This window comes from Pseudomonas lurida (assembly GCF_013522705.1).
Lineage (GTDB): Bacteria > Pseudomonadota > Gammaproteobacteria > Pseudomonadales > Pseudomonadaceae > Aquipseudomonas > Aquipseudomonas quebecensis.
In genome coordinates, this window is sequence record NZ_JAAMRE010000005.1 from 165,095 (window position 1) to 185,230 (window position 20,136).

Below are 20,136 nucleotides of genomic sequence, written 5' to 3' on the forward strand. Positions count from 1 at the left end.
ACGAATTTTTCATTGCAAGCGAGCTCAGAAATTGCCACATCTAAACCACCTTCGTGATTACATTTCTGTCAGCTTGGCCGCGTGCCTGATCGTTCAGCAGTTTTTATGGTCCATCGCTTTGGCTTTGCTTTCAGCGACAGGCGGTTGAGCGCTCTGCGTTTGAGCTACCTGGTACGATTCCATCGAATTCGTCCTGGCCACTTCCATACGTGCGAAAGTCCGGTCACCACCGCCTTCAGCCATGGCCAGAGTGGAAACAGTCAGCGCTGCGGCGACGAACAAGGTTTTGATGGTGTTCATATGGGCTACCTCAGATGTGTGAAAATATCCCCTCTGAATCACATCATGGATTGGACTCTTTGGGGGTGAGCAAAAGACTCAGTTGGACTATAAGAGACACCCCCTGTCAGGAAGCTTAGGCCAATATTACAGTTGTGTCAGTTTTGGATATTTTTCTTGAAGTACACGCTATTTAATACGTATGGTCTCCATCTTTTCGCATTGCGCGACTTTTATTGAATATAAGATTGAAGTGTAATCATTGCTTTGGGTTCCATTAATTCTCACGGAGGCGATGTTCTAGGTCTCTCCATTAAAATTAATAGGAGACTTGAATGCGCTGCTGCAACAGCTGAGTTCAATGATCAAAGAAGATAGTAATGCCACCGAGGGTGATTAATTGTGAGTATTAATTTTGAGAAAGCATTAGGCTCCGCAGAAAGAGCATTAGTTTATCGTGGCCAAAGAGCTGAGATCTTGAGTAACAATATCGCGAACGCTGACACTCCGAACTTCAAAGCCCAAGACTTGGATTTTTCTACTGTGCTCGCCAGCCAAACCAAAGAACCTGCTACCACTGCGTTTTCTTTGAAAACAACAAACGCAAAGCATTTTCTTAAGAAAGAATCGGCGGTGGCTATATACGGGCGCGACTTGTTTTACAGCACGCCGGCTCAGCCTGCCTTGGACCAAAATACTGTCGATCAGCAGGTCGAGGTCGCCAAATACACAGAAAACGCAATACGTTTCAACGCGGCTTTTACTCGGTTGAATGGAGCATTCAAGGGTTTGCTCAAAGCTCTGCGCGGTGACTAGCAGCGCAGGCGCATGCGAGCCCATTTGGACCGACACAGCAGCTTAAGTACTCCTAGATTCAGAGGTATTCTCCTCCAGACGGCGCTCTACTCAGGAGCAGGAGTCTCCGTTCAATGGCTGATCTTGGAAGGAAAGCCAACCGCCTCCACAGCTTTACGAAGCTGTTCCGCGTTTTCGCTACTTTCAACACTCACCTTACCGGTTGATCGATCGACTGAGACCGTAGAGTTGCCGTCCAGTGCCTGGATCGCTCTTGTGATTTTGCCGACGCAGCTGCCGCAACCAATGCCTGATACATCTAAGACGACCATGTAAATTACCCTCGTGCTGAGCGGTGTCTTTTCCCCGCAGCGACAGCATCGACGTTGACACCATGGCAAGGTCAACGATTATCTGATCAAGGTCGTGAGCGTCATCGACGCTCAGTCAATTCGACTATTCCTCAACCTCAATGCATTGAAAACTACAGATGCAGAACTGACGCTCATGGCTATGGCAGCGATCATTGGCGACAGGAGGTGCCCCGTCAATGGATAGAGCAAACCAGCGGCAAGAGGTATACCCATTGAGTTGTAGAGAAAAGCGAAGCCCAAATTCTGGCGCATGTTTTTAACTGTGGCGACCGAAAGAGCTCGTGCTCGTAAGATCCCCATCAGGTCACCTTTTACCAGCGTGAGTTGCGCGCTATTCATCGCCACGTCAGTCCCCGTTCCCATGGCTATCCCCACATCTGCTCGCGCTAGGGCCGGAGCATCGTTGATACCGTCACCTGCCATGGCCACTTTTCGCCCGTGTTGCTGTAGGTCTGCCACCAAGCGCTCCTTGTCTTGGGGTTTGACTTCACCGTGAACCTCTTCAATCCCCATCTCCCTGGCGACAGCCCGAGCGGTAGTAAGCCCGTCCCCAGTAGCCATGATGATTTTCACGTTGTGAGCCTTAAGCTTGGTGACGGCCTCTTTTGAGGTTGGCTTGATCGGATCTGATACGGCCAACAAACCTGCCAATGCGCCGTCGACTGCGAGGTAGATAATACTGATGCCGTCAAGTCGCAACACCTCAGCGCGCTCTTGTAGGGAGTTGGTGCTCACGCCTGCGGCTTCCATCAACGCTGTGTTCCCCAGCTGAAGCTTCTTGCCATCGACAACGCCACTGACCCCGATACCCGAATCAGACTCAAAGGATTCCGGCTTGGTGAGCTTGATGTTCACGGCTCGGGCGTGATCGACGATCGCATGTGCTAAAGGATGCTCGCTGCCCTGATCAAGGCTGGCAGCCAGGTGAAGGACGTCGTCGGGATTGAAGGTGGGAGTGGCCTCCACGCTGTGAAACACGGGCCGTCCCTCTGTTAGGGTGCCTGTCTTGTCGACAACCAGCGTGTCGATTCTGCAAAGGCTCTCAATCGCACTGGCATCTCTGAACAAAACACCCATGCTTGCTGCTTTACCTGTCGACACCATGATCGACATAGGCGTAGCAAGTCCCAACGCACAGGGACAAGCGATGATCAGCACGGCGACAGCGTTGATTAGACCAAACACCCAACTGGGCTCAGGGCCGAAAAGCCCCCAACCGATAAATGTCATTATCGCAATCGTGATAACACCCATCACGAAGTAGCCGGCAATCGAGTCGGCCATTCGTTGCATCGGAGCCTTGGAACGCTGAGCTCTCGCGACCATCTGTACGATCTGGGACAGCATGGTTTCGGCACCGACCTTCTGCGCCTCCATTACCAAGCTTCCATGCGTATTCAGCGTGGCGCCGATCAGGCTATCTCCAGCTTTCTTCATTACCGGGACTGGCTCGCCAGTGAGCATCGACTCATCCACCGCACTTTCACCCTCAAGTACTGAACCATCAACTGGCACCTTCTCACCTGGTCTGACCCGTAAGTGGTCTCCCAGGTGCACATGGGTGAGAGGAATGTCTTCCTCATGGCCATCGGCATTGATCCGACGTGCAGTTTTGGGCGAAAGGCCGAGAAGAGACTTAATGGCGGCGGAAGTTTGTGATCGGGCTTTGAGCTCAAGGATCTGGCCAAGCAACGTGAGCGAGATGATGACCGCTGCCGCTTCGAAGTAAACGCCGATACGTCCATCTTGCATGAAATTGGCGGGAAAACTTTGGGGGAAGATTGTTGCTATGACGCTGTACAGATAAGCTGCGGCAGTGCCCAACCCAATCAGAGTCCACATGTTGGGACTGCGATTTTTAACCGAGGCCAGTCCCCTTACAAAAAAAGGCCACCCTGCCCATAAGGTCACGGGTGTCGCCAGAGCGAACTCGATCCAGTTTTGAGCTGAACCATGAAGAAGTTGTAACGAGTGACCCGCCATCGCGAGCACGGTTACGACCACGGTTAAGGGCAGCGACCACCAGAAGCGGCGATTGAAATCCCGGAGTTCAGGATTTTCTTCTTCATCAAGTGCCGGCATGACAGGCTCTAGTGCCATGCCACATTTAGGACAGTTACCGGGTCCGGTCTGCCGTATTTCAGGATGCATCGGGCACGTAAATTCAGCGCCCGTTTGTACCGCAGACTCCGGCGTTGTGCTGCCTGACTCGTCGCGCACCACGTGGCCACTGTAGCGCTCAGGGTCCGCTCGAAACTTCTCCTGGCATTTCAGGCTACAGAACCGATACGTCTGTCCCTGGTAAGTCTCAGCAAATTTACTCGACGAAGTGACTGCCATTCCACACACCGGGTCATGTAGATCAGCATCATCCCGGGAAGCAGCATGGGTGTGATTATGGTCGTGATGGCCAGAGGTGGTAGGCATGTCTATTCCCCTTGTAAGGTGCTACTAGAAATGAGCATATTCAGTACAACGATTATTTGCGGCTCCACAGTGGTGCGGTGATGTTTCCGCACGGACCCCGGCTGAGTAAGCGTTGCTATGTTACTTGACTTAGCGTAGCCAACTCTTGCGTCGGGCCGGCAGAAACAGCCGACTCCGGTTTATTTCAGATCAAACTCGCCGACCATTCCCGATTGGTAATGCCCCGGCACGTTGCAGGCAAACTGCAGCCCTGCACTGTCGTTGAAGGTCCAGATCAGCTCTTGGGTTGAGCCAGGCTCAATCAGGACACTGTTAGGGTCGTCATGCTCCATTGCGACCATCTTCATTCCGCCCATGCCGTGGCTCATGCCGCTCATCTTCCCGGTACCGGTAGGGCTTAGTGTTCCGTTCTTGAACATGCTTGCCATTTCTTTCTGGTGTGCTGCATGAGCAGCGGCTTTGCCGATGTTGAACTCATGCAGCAGCGAACCCTCGTTGCGAAGGACAAAGCGGATTGTTTCACCAGGTTTTACGTCAATGCTTTTAGGCTTGAAAAAAATGTCGCCCATCTCGACCTCTACAGTGCGGGTAACGTCAGAGGCCACACCAGGCTGGCCTATGTCGTCTTGTCCATGCCCAGCATTAGCCATAGCCGTAGCAGCGAAAAAAAGGGTCATTGCTGCGATGAACGGAGTAGCGAGCGTAGTTTTCATGGTGACCTCAGGAATACGTGGGAACATTGGCTATGCTAATGATGCTCAGCTGCCGGCTAACTGACTTGGGCATTACTTCTTTGTCAGTTTTCTAAATAGATACGGCGTCCAATTGACGCCGCAACAAGATGCTGACAAGTACTTATCCAGGGGGCGTTTATTGATGGTTTTCTGAAAGCATCAATTTGTGCTCGCGCTGCATCTGGCGCAAAACGTCATCAACGATTTTGTCGTGCTTCTCCATCCAGGCTAGATGCTCTTGGGGTGACATTGAGGCATCTGGGTGATCGTTGTGGAGCTGGCTCATGATGTCCCCAAGCATCTTCATGTGTTCTGCCATGTGGACGTGACGCTCTCCTTCAGGGGCTTGTTCAGCTTTCATCAACGTGGCTTCGGCCTTGTCGCGCAAACCTTCCATACGCTCAATCACACGATCTCCGCCGCTTTCAGCCCACACAGAAGCCGAGACCAGTATCGAGCTTACAAAAAACAGCATTTTCAGGTGGTTCATCGGGGTAGCTCCTCATGAGGGAATCCGACTTCCATACGATTCATCGCTCAGAGGTCGGTCGAGCACCAATGAAGTGCTCATGTCTGAACCCTAGCCAGCACTCGCTGACATCTACCTGAAGCCAAGATTACTTTTCTGTCAGTTGCTGGTTGGCTGCCAGTTTTCGTTGCAGACTCCGCTTAACCTTTATCTGAGAACGACCTCATGAGACTTCTTGTCGCTGAAGACGAACCAAAAATAGGTATCTATTTGCAGCAAGGGCTCAACGAGGCCGGGTTCAATGTCGACCGTTTCACGAATGGAAAAGAGGCGCTTCAGCACGCTTTGAGCGAAGCCTATGATCTGCTGATTCTCGACGTCATGATGCCGGGTTTGGATGGCTGGGAAGTCCTGCAGAAGGTGCGCGCTTCCGGGAAAGACGTCCCGGTGCTTTTTCTCACCGCCAGAGACCGCGTTGAAGACCGAGTGAAGGGACTTGAACTCGGTGCGGATGACTATCTGATCAAACCCTTCGCGTTTTCTGAATTGCTTGCTCGAGTCAGAACGCTGCTGCGTCGCGGTAGCAGCGCACCTTCGCAAACCTTTATGAAACTGGCTGACCTTGAAGTGGACCTGCTCAAGCGTCGAGCCATCCGAGGAGGCAAACGCATAGACCTTACGGCCAAAGAGTTCGCGTTGCTTGAGCTTCTGCTGCGTCGTCGAGGGGAGGTGCTGCCAAAGTCTCTTATCGCCTCCCAGGTTTGGGATATGAACTTCGACAGCGATACCAACGTTATCGAGGTTGCAGTGAGACGGCTCAGGGCCAAGATAGACGACGATTTTGAGGTCAAGTTGATTCATACCTCAAGGGGAATGGGTTACATGCTCGATGCACCAGATTCGGAGTCGTGATGAACCGGATGTCCCTGACGACTCGTATGAGTCTGATGTTTATGCTCGCGGTAACGGCCGTGCTCACGGTCGCCGGACTCAGTTTCAATAACCTCAGCCGGCATCATTTCAAGATGCTGGATCAGCAGGCATTGTACGAAAAACTCCACTCGACCCAGCGGATCTTGTCCGGGCTGAGCAACATCGATCAATTCAGCGAGGCTAAACCGGAGTTAGAAGCGCTGCTGGGCGCACACCGTGATTTGACTGCGCTTATCATCGATGGCGACGGCAAGGTGCTGTTTGCGGATCCCGGCCCGGTCGACGTTCCGAAGGCGTTTCGAACAACCACAAACACAACCGTCTGGGAATGGCGGGAGCAAGAGCAGATGTTCCGTGGTGTGACTGCGCAATCCGTAGTGACGGGACAAGAAAGGCCATTAACTGTCATGTTGATTTTTGACGTTACGCAGCATATGTCCTTTTTCGAGACGCTCGAACGATGGTTTTGGATAGGGTTGGTGATCAGCGCATTGGTCAGTGCTGCACTCGGCTGGATGGTAGCTAGCAGTGGCATGCGGCCTATCCGCCAGGTCACATGGGTTGCTGCCTCCATGTCAGCAAAATCACTCAAGGAGCGTATTCCCCTGGCACCCGTTCCGAAAGAGCTTCAACAGATGGTGTTGTCGTTCAACGCCATGTTATCCAGGCTCGACGATGCATTTGTCCGGTTATCCAACTTTTCGGCAGACATTGCCCACGAACTACGGACCCCCGTGAGCAACTTGATGACCCACACTGAAGTGGTGCTTTCGAGAAAAAGAAACATCGAGGACTACGAAGACAATTTGTACTCCAATCTTGATGACTTGAAGCGCATGAGCCGGATGATTGATGACATGCTTTTTCTGGCGAAATCTGACAATGGTCTAATTACGCACGAGAGCAAGCCAATAGACCTGGTGGCTGTCGTGGAAAAATTGCTTGAGTACTACCGCCTGTTGGCTGATGAACGAGGGATCGAGCTCAAGGTTTCAGGACGGGGGAGCGTGCGAGGTGATGTTCTTATGCTCCACCGAGCGATTTCCAATCTGCTCTCAAATGCGCTGCGCTACACCTATGAAGGGACGTCAATCAGTGTCGATATTCAGCACAAGGATGCGTCGGTAACGGTTGTCGTGGAAAACTATGGTGAGCCCATTGCCCCCGAACACCTTGAAAAGCTGTTTGATCGTTTTTATCGCGTGGACCCAGCGCGGCGAGAAGGAAGTCCGAGCAACGCAGGGCTAGGTCTGTCAATTACCCGATCAATTGTCGAAGCGCACAATGGCAAGATCTGGTGTACGTCAGGCGACGGGAAAACGGCTTTTCATCTTGAGTTTCCGGCCGTCGATTCCACGGTTAGCTGAGCGACAAAACATTGGGACCAACGACGTCTTGGCGTTCTGCGTTTGCTACGCCTCTGCGGATTTTTCAAAGTGATTGAGCTCCCCTGTCCTGCGGTACGCCGTGTCTTTTCCAGGTCTTGCTACGCTCAACGATTAGATGCCAAACATCGGATCAAGCTGACTGAAATGTAATCGAACAGTTTGTGATCGTGTGGCATCGTGTTCTCGCACTGTGACGTTAGGGCTAGCGAGTTTCTCCTGTTCAACCTGGCGAAGAGGACGGGGGCTCCAAGTTAATCAACAGTGGTTTTTAAAGAAATTAAAAACTAGTTCCTCCCAAAAAACCTCGAATCAACAGCGCTTGCTGTGAGGAGTCTTGCATGTCATTCCTTAAAACTACGTCCGTGGCTGTTGCAATCACTGCTGGTTTGCTTCTGAGTGCAGTGGCCCAGGCACATCCAAAACTACTTTCTTCCACTCCGGCAGAAGGCTCGGATGCGGCGGCTCCGTCGAAAATCGAACTGCATTTTTCTGAGAATCTCACCACTCAGTTCTCCGGTGCAAAGCTGATCATGACCGACATGCCAGGCATGCCTAACTCACCCATGGGTGTAAAGGCCGCCGTCGCTGCTGGTGGTGATCCGAAAACCATGGTGATTACGCCGGCTGCACCGCTGACCACCGGCACCTACAAAGTTGAATGGCGTGCAGTGTCTTCGGACACCCACCCGATCACCGGCAACTTTTCATTCAAAGTGAAATAATCCATGAGCGACTCATTAAATATCGTGGTTCGCTTTGCTCTCTATTTTGACCTGATGTTGTTATTTGGACTGGCCATATTTGGCTTGTACAGCCTCAGGGGAAAGGAAAGGGTATCGGGCACGGTCTTGAACTTTGAGTCGCTTCTCTACGGTACTTCTGTTGCAGGTGTAGTTCTGTCCCTTGCTGCGATGTTGTTGCTTGCAAAAGCAATGAGCGGTGTATCGGAGCTTATGGAGCTACATCACCACATTTTTGAAATGGTCATCATGGGCACCGACGTTGGGCTGACCTGGATGGTTCGGATAGCCGCCTTGGTGGGGGCAATTCTGGGCGTCGCGTTGAATAAACGATATCCGACACCCAGCCTCTGGATCGTCACCGTCTGTGGAGCAATCGCGTTGGCCACGCTAGCCTGGACGGGGCATGGTGCCATGGACGAAGGCAGCCGCCGCTACTGGCATTTTCTCAGCGACATTTTCCATTTATTAGCGGCAGGTGGCTGGTTGGGTGCTCTAGCGGCCTTCGCTCTACTGCTACGGTTGAAATCGCTGAAGGGTGAGGAGGAAGCACGTATTCTTGCCCGCGTGCTGACTGGCTTTGAGTCGGCCGGCGGTGTGATTGTTGCGATCATAAGCGTTACGGGAGTAGTAAATTACCTTTTCATCGTCGGTCCCAACCTTGATGAGGTCATGCTCAGTACCTATGGCCAGTTGCTGTTTTTGAAGATCCTGCTCTTTGCCGGGATGATCGTTTTAGCGACGCTGAACCGCTTTCACTTAAGCCCGCTATTGGAGCGCTCGGTTCGCAATGGTCAATACTCTGTAGCGGTCAATGCCTTGCGCCGCAGCATGAAATTCGAATTCCTGATGGCAATCCTCATCATCTGTCTTGTCGCATGGTTAGGCACGCTAAGTCCTGAAATGGAAATGAGCGCGCAATAGAGGTTTCTGGCAGCTAACCCAGAAGCCTGGAGCGTGATTGTTAGCACCATTTCTACTGGCTACACTTCAGCCCATGACACGCTGTCTACGGCTTTGCCTGATTTTCCTGATTAGCCTGGCGCTTCCCTTCAGCGGGATGGCGGGTGTTCAGGCGCCGACAGAGCCGTGCCCGATGCAAACCATGGGCATGGCGATGATGGACGGCATGGGCCAAGACTGCTGCCATGACATGAAAAGCCCAACCGAGCACGGTAAACCCTGTAAGCCGGGCCAGGAGTGCAAGACCGGCGGCATGCTGCAAGTCTCCATCATCAAGCCTCCGGTGACCCTGTCGAGCCCCCTCGCAGCGTCCATCTCCATAGATTCCCATCCTGTCCAAACTCCATCAGGGGTATGGCGACCTCCCCGCATTTGATTCCTGTACCACACTGAGCCTCATTCCGCGTCAGGCGGTATGGGATATCTGCGTGCATCTCTCATGAAGCACGCAGTGGATCATCACAGGAATCGTGAACATGAAATCCAAGTGCTATTGCACAGGGCGGCCCCTCGTGGCCATCTTGGCGGCAAGCGTATTGGCCACGCCGAGTTTCGCTGCTGCGTTGACACTCGATGATGCTTTGCAGCTGGCTGAAACCAATGCGCCGTCGCTGACTGCACAAGATGCAAAAATTCGTGCCGCCACTAGTGCAGCCATCCCAGCCGGGGAACTACCCGATCCCAAGTTGCTGGTAGGTATACAGAACTATCCCATTGGGGGGCCGGATCGCTGGAGCATCGATCAGGACTTCATGACCATGCAAATGGTCGGTGTCAGTCAGGAAATGCCGAACAGCGCCAAACGAAAAGCCCGAATCGAGGTTGCTGATGCAGCCATTGACCGCGCTGCCGCTGAGCGTCTGGTCGAACGTCTAAAGGTTCGTCAGGCCACGGCGCTGGCCTGGATCAGCAGCTATTCCGTTGAGCGTAAAGACGCGCTGTTCCAGGACTTCTATAGGGAAAACCGCCTGCTGGCCGATACCGTCCGCGCGCAGATTGCCGGTGGCCGCGCTCAACCTGCTGATGCCGTCACGCCCAAACAGGAGGCGGCACAACTGGAAGAGCAGCAGGACGATCTGATTCGCCAGAGATCGCAAGCCCGAGCAGCTTTGAAGAGCTGGATTGGACCAGCCGCAAACGATAAACCTGTGGGCAGCTTGCCTGAATGGCCTGTAGAAGCCTCTGGGTACTCTCACAACGTTCAACATCACCCAGAATTGGCAGCGTTTGCCCCAATGACCCGCGAAGCGCAGGCCAAGGTGCGCGAGGCCGAAGCGGAAAAGCGGTCTGATTGGAGCTGGGAAGTCGACTATCAGCATCGCGGCCGAGAGTTCGGCGACATGGTCAGCGTGCAGTTTTCATGGGATCTACCACTGTTTCCTGACTCGCGACAAAACCCAAAAATCGCAGCCAAGCATGCGGAACTCAATCAGCTTGAGGCTGAGCGTGAGGTCCTTTCACGCGAGCACACCCAGCAATTGGAGGATGACTTAGCGGACTATGAGCGCCTGAACCGCGCCGTTCATCGAGCCCAGACCAGCCTGCTCCCTTTGGCTAAGGAAAAGGTCGAGCTCACTATGGCCAGCTATCGCGCCGGCAAAGGCGATCTGAACTCCGTCGTGGCCGCTCGGCGCGAGCTTATCGAAGCCCGTCTCAAGCAGATTGATGTTGAAGAGCAGCGTGCTCTCACCAGCGCTCGCCTGTATTTCGCCTATGGGGAGTCCGCTCAATGATCTCTCGAACATGGAAAGGGGTTTTTGTTGTCAGCATCTCAATTGCTTTGGGAGTCGCCGGTGGTTACTGGTTGGCTCAACCGAGGGTGAGCGCAGTACCGGATGCAGCATCGGAGCCGAAGCCGGAGTCCTCAGTCGATCGCAAGGTTCTGTATTGGTACGACCCCATGTACCCACAACAGAAATTCGATAAGCCGGGTAAGTCGCCCTTCATGGACATGGAGATGGTCCCTCAGTACGCGGATAGCAAGGGGGACAGCGCCACTGTTCGCATTGATCCAAGCCTGACCCAGAATCTTGGTGTGCGACTGGCTACGGTCAATCGAGGTGTGTTTGCTTCGAGTCTGGACGTTGTAGGTGTATTGACCTTCAACGAGCGTGACGTCGCCGTCATCCAGGCCCGTACGGCGGGTTTCGTCGAGCGCGTGTATGCCCATGCTCCTGGCGATGTGATCAAAGCCAACGCCGCCTTGGCGGATATTCTTGTCCCGGAGTGGTCTGCGGCTCAGGAGGAGTTTCTCGCACTTAAGCGTAGCGGCGATGCGGGCTTGCTGGCAGCGGCTCGCCAGCGTTTGCGGCTTACCGGGATGCCGGCGGCATCGATTACTCAAGTAGAGCGCAGTGGCAAAGTCCAACCGAACCTGACCCTCACCAGCCCTATCAGTGGGGTGTTGCAAGAACTCGATGTGCGCGAAGGTATGACAGTGGCTGCCGGCCAAACACTGGCACGCGTGAATGGGTTGAGTAACGTCTGGCTGGCTCTGGCGGTCCCGGAGACTGAATTCGGGTCGATACAGCTGGGACAAGTGGCTGAGGCGCGTTTGCCCGCGTTCCCAGGCGTCGTGCTCAACGGCGTGGTAAGCGCGATTCTTCCAGAAACCAATCCCGATAGTCGCACCCTTCGCGTGCGCGTCGAATTGCCTAACCCGCAAGGCCGTCTCAGGCCGGGTATGACCGCACGCGTGAGCCTTAATCGCGCGACGGAGCAAAGTGTGCTGTGGGTGCCGAGCGAGGCGGTCATTCGCACCGGTCTACGTGCCCTGGTGATGCTCGCTGAAGACGCCGGTCGCTATCGTCCCGTGGAGGTGCAACTTGGGCAGGAAAGCGATGGCAAGACGGCGATATTGAAAGGGTTGGAAGAGGGCCAAAAAGTGGTTAGCTCTGGCCAGTTCCTGCTCGACTCAGAGGCCAGTCTTAAAGGCATCGTTGCCAAATCAGAGGAACCTTCACCCACCAGTGCAGCCGCCGCCGGTTTGCATGAAGCGGATGGGCAAATCGTTGAGATCAACGATAAAGAAGTCACTCTCGCTCACGGCCCTTTTAAGACGCTGGGCATGCCTGGCATGACGATGACGTTCCCGCTCGCCAATCCCGCTCTGATGCAGGGTCTTAAAACGGGCGACAAGGTCCGGATAGGTGTGAATCAGACCGACGACGGCTTGCGTGTTGAGCGTCTGGACAAATCAGGGGGCCAGCCATGATTGCAGCCCTGATTCGTTGGTCCGTAACCAACCGATTCCTGGTGCTACTGGCGACGCTGTTTATCACGGCGTGGGGCATTTGGTCGGTGCAGAGCACGCCCATTGATGCGCTACCAGACTTGTCCGATGTGCAGGTGATCATCCGCACCCCGTATCCTGGACAAGCACCCCAGATTGTCGAGAACCAGGTCACCTATCCGTTGGCCACCACCATGCTCTCAGTACCAGGTGCCAAGACGGTGCGTGGTTATTCCTTTTTCGGTGACAGCTTTGTCTATGTGCTGTTCGAAGACGGCACTGACTTGTACTGGGCTCGCTCGCGGGTGTTGGAGTACTTGAGCCAAGTACAAAGCCGCTTGCCGGCCAGCGCCAAGCCAGCGTTGGGGCCAGATGCGACAGGCGTAGGATGGATCTTCCAGTACGCGCTGGTGGATCGCACTGGCGGGCATGATCTGGCGCAGCTACGCGCACTTCAGGACTGGTTCCTCAAGTTTGAACTCAAGACCCTGCCCAATGTGGCGGAAGTGGCCACTGTGGGCGGCATGGTCAAGCAGTACCAAGTGCAGCTTGATCCGCTCAAACTGGCCAGTCTTGGTATTACGCAGGCCGAGGTGACCGAAGCGATCGGCAAGGCCAATCAGGAAACGGGTGGCGCGGTGCTGGAGATGGCAGAGACCGAGTTCATCGTGCGTGCATCCGGCTACCTGAAGACGCTCAATGATTTTCGGGCGATCCCCCTCAAGCTGGGATCGGGCGGTGTGCCGGTGAACTTGGGCGATGTCGCCACGATCCAGTTGGGGCCGGAGATGCGCCGTGGCATCACCGAACTCGACGGCGAAGGCGAGACGGTTGGCGGCGTGGTGATTTTGCGCAGCGGTAAGAATGCTCGCGAGACCATTGCGGCGGTCAAGACCAAACTCGACGAGTTGAAAAGCAGCCTTCCGGCCGGAGTGGAAATTGTCACCACCTACGACCGTGGGAAACTGATTGACCGCGCTGTTGAAAACCTCAGCCACAAGCTCATCGAAGAGTTCATCGTTGTCGCATTGGTTTGCGGGATCTTTCTTTGGCACCTGCGCTCCTCTCTGGTGGCTATTATTTCCCTGCCGGTCGGTGTACTGATGGCCTTTATTGTCATGCGCTACCAAGGGCTCAACGCCAACATCATGTCCCTGGGTGGGATAGCCATCGCCATCGGCGCCATGGTCGATGCTGCTGTGGTGATGATCGAAAACGCACACAAGAAAGTTGAGGCATGGCACGTGGCCAATCCAGGTGAGGAACTGAATGGTGAACGTCATTGGCAGGTAATGACCGAAGCGGCGACTGAAGTTGGACCAGCCCTATTCTTCTGTTTGTTGATCATCACTCTTTCGTTCATTCCGGTGTTCACCCTGCAAGCGCAAGAGGGTCGGCTGTTCGGCCCGCTGGCTTTCACCAAGACCTACGCCATGGCTGCAGCAGCGGGATTGTCAGTGACCTTGGTGCCGGTTTTGATGGGCTACTGGATTCGGGGACGGATTCCTAATGAAAAAAACAACCCGCTGAGCCGCTGGCTCATCCGGATCTACCAGCCGGCTCTGGATGCAGTGCTGCGGCGACCGAGGATCACGCTGCTTGTGGCGGCGTTGGTGTTTTTTAGTGCGCTATGGCCAATGTCGCGCTTGGGGGGCGAGTTTCTTCCGCCTTTGAATGAGGGCGACCTGCTCTATATGCCTTCGGCGCTGCCCGGATTGTCCGCACAGAAAGCGGCGCAACTGCTGCAACAGACCGACCGCCTGATCAAGACCGTGCCAGAGGTCGAACATGTCTTCGGTAAAGCGGGACGTGCCGAAACTGCCACCGACCCGGCGCCGCTGGAGATGTTCGAAACCACCATCCAGTTCAAGCCACAGGAGCAATGGCGACCAGGCATGACTCCGGAAAAACTGGTGGAGGAGCTGGACCGAGTGGTGCGAGTTCCTGGGCTGACGAATATCTGGATACCACCGATTCGCAACCGAATAGACATGCTGGCTACGGGGATCAAAAGTCCTATTGGTGTAAAGATTGCCGGCACCAACCTGACGGAAATCGATTCGGCGACTCAGGCGGTCGAGCGAGTGGCCAAGGGCGTAGCCGGTGTCAGTTCGGCTCTGGCCGAGCGATTAACCGGTGGACGTTACATCGACGTGGATATCGACCGACAAGCCGCCGCCCGATACGGACTGAATATCGCCGATGTGCAGTCGATCGTGGCCGGCGCTATCGGCGGGGAAAATGTCGGTGAAACCATTGAAGGGCTTGCACGCTTCCCAATCAACGTCCGTTACCCTCGGGAGTGGCGGGATTCGCTTAGCGCTTTGGAGCAGTTGCCAATCTACACCCCGCTAGGCAGCCAGATCACCCTTGGCACAGTGGCGAAGATCAAGGTCAACGACGGGCCGCCGATGCTCAAAAGTGAAAACGCACGGCCTTCAGGCTGGGTGTACATCGACGTGCGTGGCCGGGACATTGCATCGGTAGTCGCCGATCTACGTCGGCTCGTCAGCGAGCAGGTCAAGTTGCAGCCCGGCATGAGCCTGAGCTACTCAGGTCAGTTCGAGTTTCTTGAGAGGGCAAATGCACGACTAAAACTGGTGGTCCCCGCCACGCTGCTGATCATCTTCGTCCTGCTTTACCTGACATTTGCACGCTTTGATGAGGCTTTGCTGATTATGGCCACGCTGCCATTCGCTCTCACGGGCGGAGCATGGTTTCTCTATCTGTTGGGATTCAACCTGTCGGTTGCCACCGGGGTCGGCTTTATCGCCCTGGCTGGAGTTTCTGCCGAATTTGGCGTGATCATGCTGCTCTACCTGAAAAATGCCTGGGCCGAGCGTCAAGAGCTCGGTGACAACACAGAACGCGGGTTGATGGCCGCGATTCGTGAAGGCGCTGTGCAGCGCGTTCGCCCCAAGGCCATGACCGTTGCGGTGGTTATCGCTGGTTTGTTACCAATACTTTTAGGAGGTGGTGCCGGCAGCGAGGTGATGAGCCGCATTGCCGCCCCGATGATTGGCGGTATGGTCACGGCGCCGTTGCTGTCGCTGTTCGTCATTCCGGCGGCCTATCACCTCATGCGCCGTCGACGCCTATCCGCTGAGCCTGGCAGGCACTAACGCGGAAAAAATGTGCAAAAGGGGCTGCGCTTGCAGCCTCGTTTGAGTTGCACATCTCGTTGTCATCAGTTCTACGCGCGGTATGTATCGAAATTAGCGAGTTTATGTATTTTGCATAAACTCGCTAATTTCGATACATACGCTGTGGTCAGTGCCATTCCCCACCAGCACTTGCTAGAAAAACGCCCGCTTCCATCACTGCGTTTCGATGAGCCAAAAAAAGCACCCTGCTCAAAGCCGACTTAGCATTCGTCACCCTGATATCTCTCTTGAAATTGAGGCAAATGACCTTAATATGATCTTATCTTGCCGTCATCGTTTTCGATCATGGATGTTTCTCGGGGGGTAGGTCGGAATGGCAGAACAAGAAGACGCAAAGCCTGCGAGTGGGCGCTTTAATACGAATGATGAGACGAAGCGGATCGTATGGACACAGACCGCTGGTCATTGTGAACTGTGCGGCGCAGATCTAACGTTCGACTATCGTGCCGGCAAGCCAATGAAATGGGGCGAAGTGGCGCATATCCTACCCGCCAGTCCCAAGGGGCCTCGGGGACGTGCGGATCATGATGCTGAGGCGCACACAAACGATACTGCCAACCTGATGCTCCTCTGCCCAGGCTGTCATGACAGAATTGATCGTGACGCAGATGGTTACCCTGAAAATAGTTGGAGCCCAAGCTGAAAGAGATTTTGCATAGGGCAATTCTTGAGGGCTTCGACGAAGCTCGGGTGGCGATTCTGTCCCGAGATTATGGGCGCGCTTACTATTGGCTTGAACGTACCCACATCCTCTCACAACGCCGCACTTTGCTACGTGCAAAGTCACACGTCTTGATGCTGTACGTGGGCGTCAAGACACATGATCCTCGGGAGATCCTGGGACAAATAACACGAGTTATCGCTGCACTGCTATTTTCTAAAGTATGAGTGCCTTCGGGGAATGCTGGTCGTGCCCGGGTCAGTTCTTTTCAGGTGATGCCTCTTTCTCAAGAGCTGGAAACTCTTCTGAATGAAGATTGATCCTCATGCGCGGTCTGAGTCGTTGTCGCATCCGCTTACACCCATGGAGAGACATATGAGCGCTGGTCATAGTCACGGTCAAGCACGTGCAGGACATGAGAAAAAACTGTGGATCGCTCTAGCGTTAACGACGAGTTTTATGATTTCAGAGGTCATTGGGGCTTTCATTACCGGCAGCTTGGCGTTGTTATCGGACGCAGCTCATATGCTGACCGATTCCACTGCATTAGCTATTTCATTGGTCGCTATTCAGATCGCCAAGCGCGCTGCGGATAAAAAAAGGACATTCGGATATGCACGATTTGAGATTCTCGCAGCTGCTTTCAACGCGATTCTGTTGTTCATGGTGGCGGTGTACATCCTATACGAGGCCTACCAGCGGTTTAAAACTCCGACAGAAATAGAATCGATAGGCATGCTGATCGTGGCAGTGATTGGGCTAGTTGTGAACCTTGTCTCAATGCGCTTGCTGATGTCTGCCAGTGACGAAAGTCTTAACGTCAAAGGTGCTTATCTGGAGGTTTGGAGTGACATGCTAGGCTCCATAGGCGTGATAGGAGCCGCATTGATCATTCGCTTTACCGGATGGATTTGGGTTGACGCGATCGTTGCCGCAGCTATTGGGTTATGGGTCCTTCCCAGAACTTGGATCTTGCTTAAAGAAAGCATGAATATCCTGTTGCAAGGGGTTCCAGAGGGCATCGATATCGCTGAAGTGGAGCTAAGAATAAGGGCGGTTGAAGGCGTTGAAGATATTCATGATTTGCATATCTGGGCTTTGACCAGCGGCAAGAATGTCATGAGTGCACACCTTGTCGTCCAACGTTTCTCCCGCACCGAGCAGGAAATATTAGCTGAAGTAACGCACCTTATGAGCGAAGCGTTCCATATTAGCCATACGACGCTTCAATTAGAGGATTCGCGATTTCATGAAGGGCTCGAAGAAAGCGAAGGTATGCAGCACTAGTAAGATACGTCGCGAACAGCCCATGTCAATGGTAGGGCACGTAAGGGGAAGCCCCCTACACCACCAGAGTATTTCTAGAGGTATGGGGGGATTTGAGTGCGGATTATGCAAGCTTGATATTGAAACTCACCCCTGAACCCGTCTTGCCTGCTGCCAGGAAGTTTGTCCCTCGAGGTTTGGAAAGTTCAGCCTGAAAACAGTAATGCTACCAGGCATGCTCTGAACCTCCGCTGTTCCCTGATGAAGACTCATGATCGATCTGACAATCGCCAAGCCAAGACCAGTCCCACCTTCCGCACGGGAGCGACTGGTGTCGACTCTATAAAAACGGTCGAACAAGTGCGTCAGATGCTGAGGTTCGATTCCTGCGCCTGGATTGCCTACAAGTAGCGAGACTCGTTCGGCATGGCTTTCGATAACAATTGAAATAGATTGGCCGGCCGGGCAGTGGCGTATAGCGTTCGACAGCAGATTCGATATTGCTCGCTGAATCATCAGCCTGTCGCCAATGGTCTTGCCGTTTCCGGCGACGCTTAGGCTGATGCGCTTTTCTTCCGCCGACAGCGAAAACAGATCGACGACCTTCAATGCTTCATCTTCTAACGTAATTGTCTCGAACGGGACGAGCGCCGCTGGATGACTGACTTGAGCGAGGAAGAGCATATCCGAGACGATCCGGGTGACTCGGCCCAACTCTTCGGTGCAAGACTCCAACACCGCTTTGTACTCTTCTGCAGGTCGCTCCCGAGATAGTGTCACTTGTGCCTTCCCCATCAAATTGGTGATTGGGGAACGTAATTCGTGGGCCAAGTCATCGGAAAACTGCGACAGCTGCTGAATACCACTGTCGAGTCGGTGGAGCATGAAATTGATACCATGGGCCAGTTCACTCAGTTCCTGAGGCATTTTGACCACTGAAAGACGATGACTGAGATCTTGGGCCGAGATCATGGCGGCGACCTTTCGAAATTCTCTGAGGGGAGAGAGCCCTCGTTGCACCACAGCCCAAGCGCTAATTCCAATGAGTATCAGTAAAAGCGGTAGAGCAATGATCGTCGATCGAAGATACGCGCTGAGCAATGCTTCATCGTTCGCACTATCCATGGACAGCAAAACGGCGACATTTTTACCATTCTTCAATCGGATGAGTTTGTATGCGGTGAGGAAGTGTCGACCCTCACTATCGGAATTTGAAGAATATGAGAGATTGTCGATGGCGGCATTAGCAGCTTTCAATTCGATTCGTGGATCCGATAAACCAGTTCCGAATTTTAGTACTGGCGTCCTGAGGTTTGTCAGGTCATAAATGGACAAATTTAGATTGTCGTGCCCCATGACTTGATCCAGCAAGGAGTGCGGTTTCGAGTTCACCTCCGCCATATCCTCGTAAAATGAGAGGCTGTGTTCCACCTGCTCCATTTTCTTTTCCAGACTATGTTTCGCCAATTTATCCAGCTCATGCGTAAGCGCGAAAAAGGCCAATATAGCCAGAAACACCACTAACAAGGCCCCCAAGATACTCACCGTCAAACCTAGTCGCATTGACAGGCTCGCCGGCTTCATTCGCGTGCCTCCAATACATAACCAACCCCGCGAAGGGTGTGGATCAATTTGTTATCAAAGGGATCGTCAATTTTGGCCCTCAATCTACGGATTGAAACCTCTACAACGTTGGTGTCGCAGTCAAAATTCATATCCCACACTAAGGAGATGATTTGGGTTCGTGAGAGTACCTCTCCAGTCTGACGCATCAGTAGATGCAGAAGCGCGAACTCCTTGGTCGTCAAATCTATACGCTGCGCGCCACGAAAGGCACGGTGGCGCCCTTGATCGAGCTCCAGATCGGCTACTTTGAGTACCTGCGGTACAGGAATGTGTTCACTTCGACGCATAAGGGTTCGTACTCGGGCAAGCAGCTCTGGGAACTCAAACGGTTTAACCAGATAGTCATCAGCACCCAGATCGAGCCCGCGAATTTTGTCCGCAAGCCGTCCCCGGGCCGTCAACATCATCACCCTGGTATTGCTGCTTTGGCGCAGATGTTCAAGAACACCCCAGCCATCAAGTTCTGGAAGATTAACGTCGAGTATCACCAAATCATAGACATGTTGACGTGCAAGATGAAGTCCATCTGCTCCGGTTACCGCACGGTCGACTATATAGCCACTTTCTGTCAGCCCTTGATGCAAGTATTCGGCAGTTTTAGGCTCGTCCTCAATTACAAGGATTCGCATGATATTTCGCCCTCTTCAATAGGAAGTCAGTTGGGTCAGAAGTGTTATTGTTTTATTTTCTGAGAAGAATTATATAATTCGAAACCATTTAATTTTTTGCGCTTACCGATATCCGGCATTAGATATTAAATAATGATCTTAAAGCCTGTAGCCGCTACAGGGTCAAGCTTAAACCCCCGGTCTTGAGCCATCACAGCGACTCCTTGCGACAACGTGTCGCACTTTGACCGTTGAATCGAACACTGGGCAAGCGCCACACATGGTTAACCAAAATCGACAAGTGCTGTTCGGCAGATACCAGGTTGGTATTTGTTTCGGCATATTGCTGCCCCCACGTTCGAATCTTTCATTCCTCCTATGCTAGTGCAAAAAAAATAGCTGCATCGTTGGATAACGTATTTGTAATTTTTCAGTCACCTTGCTGATAAGTGCAAAACTTTACATTTACGTATAGAG

18 protein-coding genes and 1 pseudogene are annotated in these 20,136 nt (G+C 53.4%); 12 read left to right on the forward strand and 7 right to left on the reverse strand.

From position 1 onward, the window contains the following. Nucleotides 1-93: 93 nt before the first annotated feature. Nucleotides 94-300: a co-regulatory protein PtrA N-terminal domain-containing protein gene (locus G7025_RS06695; protein WP_070411944.1), complete on the reverse strand. Its 207-nt coding sequence runs from the start codon at nt 298-300 to the stop codon at nt 94-96. A 381-nt stretch (nt 301-681) separates the two neighbouring features. Between G7025_RS06695 and flgB the strand changes: the two genes are divergently transcribed. Next, nucleotides 682-1,095 carry a flagellar basal body rod protein FlgB gene (gene flgB / locus G7025_RS06700; protein WP_108184654.1) on the forward strand — a complete coding sequence of 138 codons (414 nt, stop codon included), beginning with the start codon at nt 682-684 and terminating at the stop codon, nt 1,093-1,095. Nucleotides 1,096-1,205: 110 nt separating this feature from the next. Here the strand turns inward: flgB and G7025_RS06705 are convergent, their stop codons facing one another. The 4 genes from G7025_RS06705 to G7025_RS06720 all read right to left on the reverse strand — a co-directional run bounded on the left by G7025_RS06705 (nt 1,206) and on the right by G7025_RS06720 (nt 5,099). Next, nucleotides 1,206-1,406, reverse strand: coding sequence for a heavy-metal-associated domain-containing protein (locus G7025_RS06705; protein WP_083293928.1), 201 nt, complete (start codon nt 1,404-1,406; stop codon nt 1,206-1,208). Nucleotides 1,407-1,517: 111 nt separating this feature from the next. Next, nucleotides 1,518-3,875: a heavy metal translocating P-type ATPase gene (locus tag G7025_RS06710; protein ID WP_083293927.1), complete on the reverse strand. Its 2,358-nt coding sequence runs from the start codon at nt 3,873-3,875 to the stop codon at nt 1,518-1,520. A gap of 179 nt (nt 3,876-4,054) precedes the next feature. Then, entirely contained in the window at nt 4,055-4,588 is a 534-nt protein-coding gene (locus G7025_RS06715) for a cupredoxin domain-containing protein (protein WP_019816982.1), read from the reverse strand. Nucleotides 4,589-4,745: 157 nt separating this feature from the next. Beyond that, a complete protein-coding gene (locus G7025_RS06720; RefSeq protein ID WP_181077574.1) occupies nt 4,746-5,099 on the reverse strand; it encodes a co-regulatory protein PtrA N-terminal domain-containing protein in 354 nt (117 codons plus the stop codon). 204 nt (nt 5,100-5,303) lie between these two features. Between G7025_RS06720 and G7025_RS06725 the strand changes: the two genes are divergently transcribed. From G7025_RS06725 to G7025_RS06770, 11 genes and pseudogenes are all read left to right on the forward strand, one after another. Continuing rightward, nucleotides 5,304-5,990, forward strand: a complete 687-nt coding sequence (locus tag G7025_RS06725; RefSeq protein WP_019816984.1) for a heavy metal response regulator transcription factor — start codon at nt 5,304-5,306, stop codon at nt 5,988-5,990. Then, complete coding sequence (locus tag G7025_RS06730) at nt 5,990-7,378, forward strand: heavy metal sensor histidine kinase (RefSeq protein ID WP_019816985.1); 1,389 nt, start codon at nt 5,990-5,992, stop codon at nt 7,376-7,378. The genes G7025_RS06725 and G7025_RS06730 overlap by 1 nt, the downstream gene beginning before the upstream one ends. Nucleotides 7,379-7,737: 359 nt before the next feature. Next, nucleotides 7,738-8,121 carry a copper homeostasis periplasmic binding protein CopC gene (copC, locus tag G7025_RS06735; RefSeq protein WP_024014909.1) on the forward strand — a complete coding sequence of 128 codons (384 nt, stop codon included), beginning with the start codon at nt 7,738-7,740 and terminating at the stop codon, nt 8,119-8,121. A gap of 3 nt (nt 8,122-8,124) precedes the next feature. Beyond that, nucleotides 8,125-9,063, forward strand: coding sequence for a copper homeostasis membrane protein CopD (gene copD, locus G7025_RS06740; RefSeq protein ID WP_019816987.1), 939 nt, complete (start codon nt 8,125-8,127; stop codon nt 9,061-9,063). 73 nt (nt 9,064-9,136) lie between these two features. Further along, nucleotides 9,137-9,478, forward strand: a complete 342-nt coding sequence (locus tag G7025_RS26715; protein WP_258197646.1) for a hypothetical protein — start codon at nt 9,137-9,139, stop codon at nt 9,476-9,478. Nucleotides 9,479-9,578: 100 nt separating this feature from the next. Next, nucleotides 9,579-10,835 (forward strand): TolC family protein, encoded by a 1,257-nt coding sequence (locus tag G7025_RS06745; RefSeq protein ID WP_024014906.1) that lies wholly within the window; start codon nt 9,579-9,581, stop codon nt 10,833-10,835. Beyond that, nucleotides 10,832-12,316 carry an efflux RND transporter periplasmic adaptor subunit gene (locus G7025_RS06750; RefSeq protein ID WP_039593196.1) on the forward strand — a complete coding sequence of 495 codons (1,485 nt, stop codon included), beginning with the start codon at nt 10,832-10,834 and terminating at the stop codon, nt 12,314-12,316. The genes G7025_RS06745 and G7025_RS06750 overlap by 4 nt, the downstream gene beginning before the upstream one ends. After that, nucleotides 12,313-15,456: an efflux RND transporter permease subunit gene (locus G7025_RS06755; RefSeq protein ID WP_024014904.1), complete on the forward strand. Its 3,144-nt coding sequence runs from the start codon at nt 12,313-12,315 to the stop codon at nt 15,454-15,456. Before G7025_RS06750 ends, G7025_RS06755 begins: the two co-directional genes overlap by 4 nt. A 499-nt stretch (nt 15,457-15,955) precedes the next feature. Further along, nucleotides 15,956-16,141 (forward strand): HNH endonuclease signature motif containing protein, encoded by a 186-nt coding sequence (locus G7025_RS26985; RefSeq protein WP_230383560.1) that lies wholly within the window; start codon nt 15,956-15,958, stop codon nt 16,139-16,141. Between the two features lie 8 nt (nt 16,142-16,149). Further along, a pseudogene (locus G7025_RS06765) lies at nt 16,150-16,479 on the forward strand (DUF3703 domain-containing protein). A gap of 55 nt (nt 16,480-16,534) precedes the next feature. Then, nucleotides 16,535-17,446, forward strand: a complete 912-nt coding sequence (locus G7025_RS06770; RefSeq protein ID WP_024014903.1) for a cation diffusion facilitator family transporter — start codon at nt 16,535-16,537, stop codon at nt 17,444-17,446. Between the two features lie 126 nt (nt 17,447-17,572). Here the strand turns inward: G7025_RS06770 and G7025_RS06775 are convergent, their stop codons facing one another. Together G7025_RS06775 and G7025_RS06780 are read right to left on the reverse strand one after the other, a co-directional pair. After that, nucleotides 17,573-19,009, reverse strand: coding sequence for a heavy metal sensor histidine kinase (locus tag G7025_RS06775; RefSeq protein ID WP_024014902.1), 1,437 nt, complete (start codon nt 19,007-19,009; stop codon nt 17,573-17,575). Then, a complete protein-coding gene (locus tag G7025_RS06780) occupies nt 19,006-19,680 on the reverse strand; it encodes a heavy metal response regulator transcription factor (protein ID WP_039593197.1) in 675 nt (224 codons plus the stop codon). The genes G7025_RS06775 and G7025_RS06780 overlap by 4 nt, the downstream gene beginning before the upstream one ends. Between the last annotated feature and the right edge of the window lie 456 nt (nt 19,681-20,136).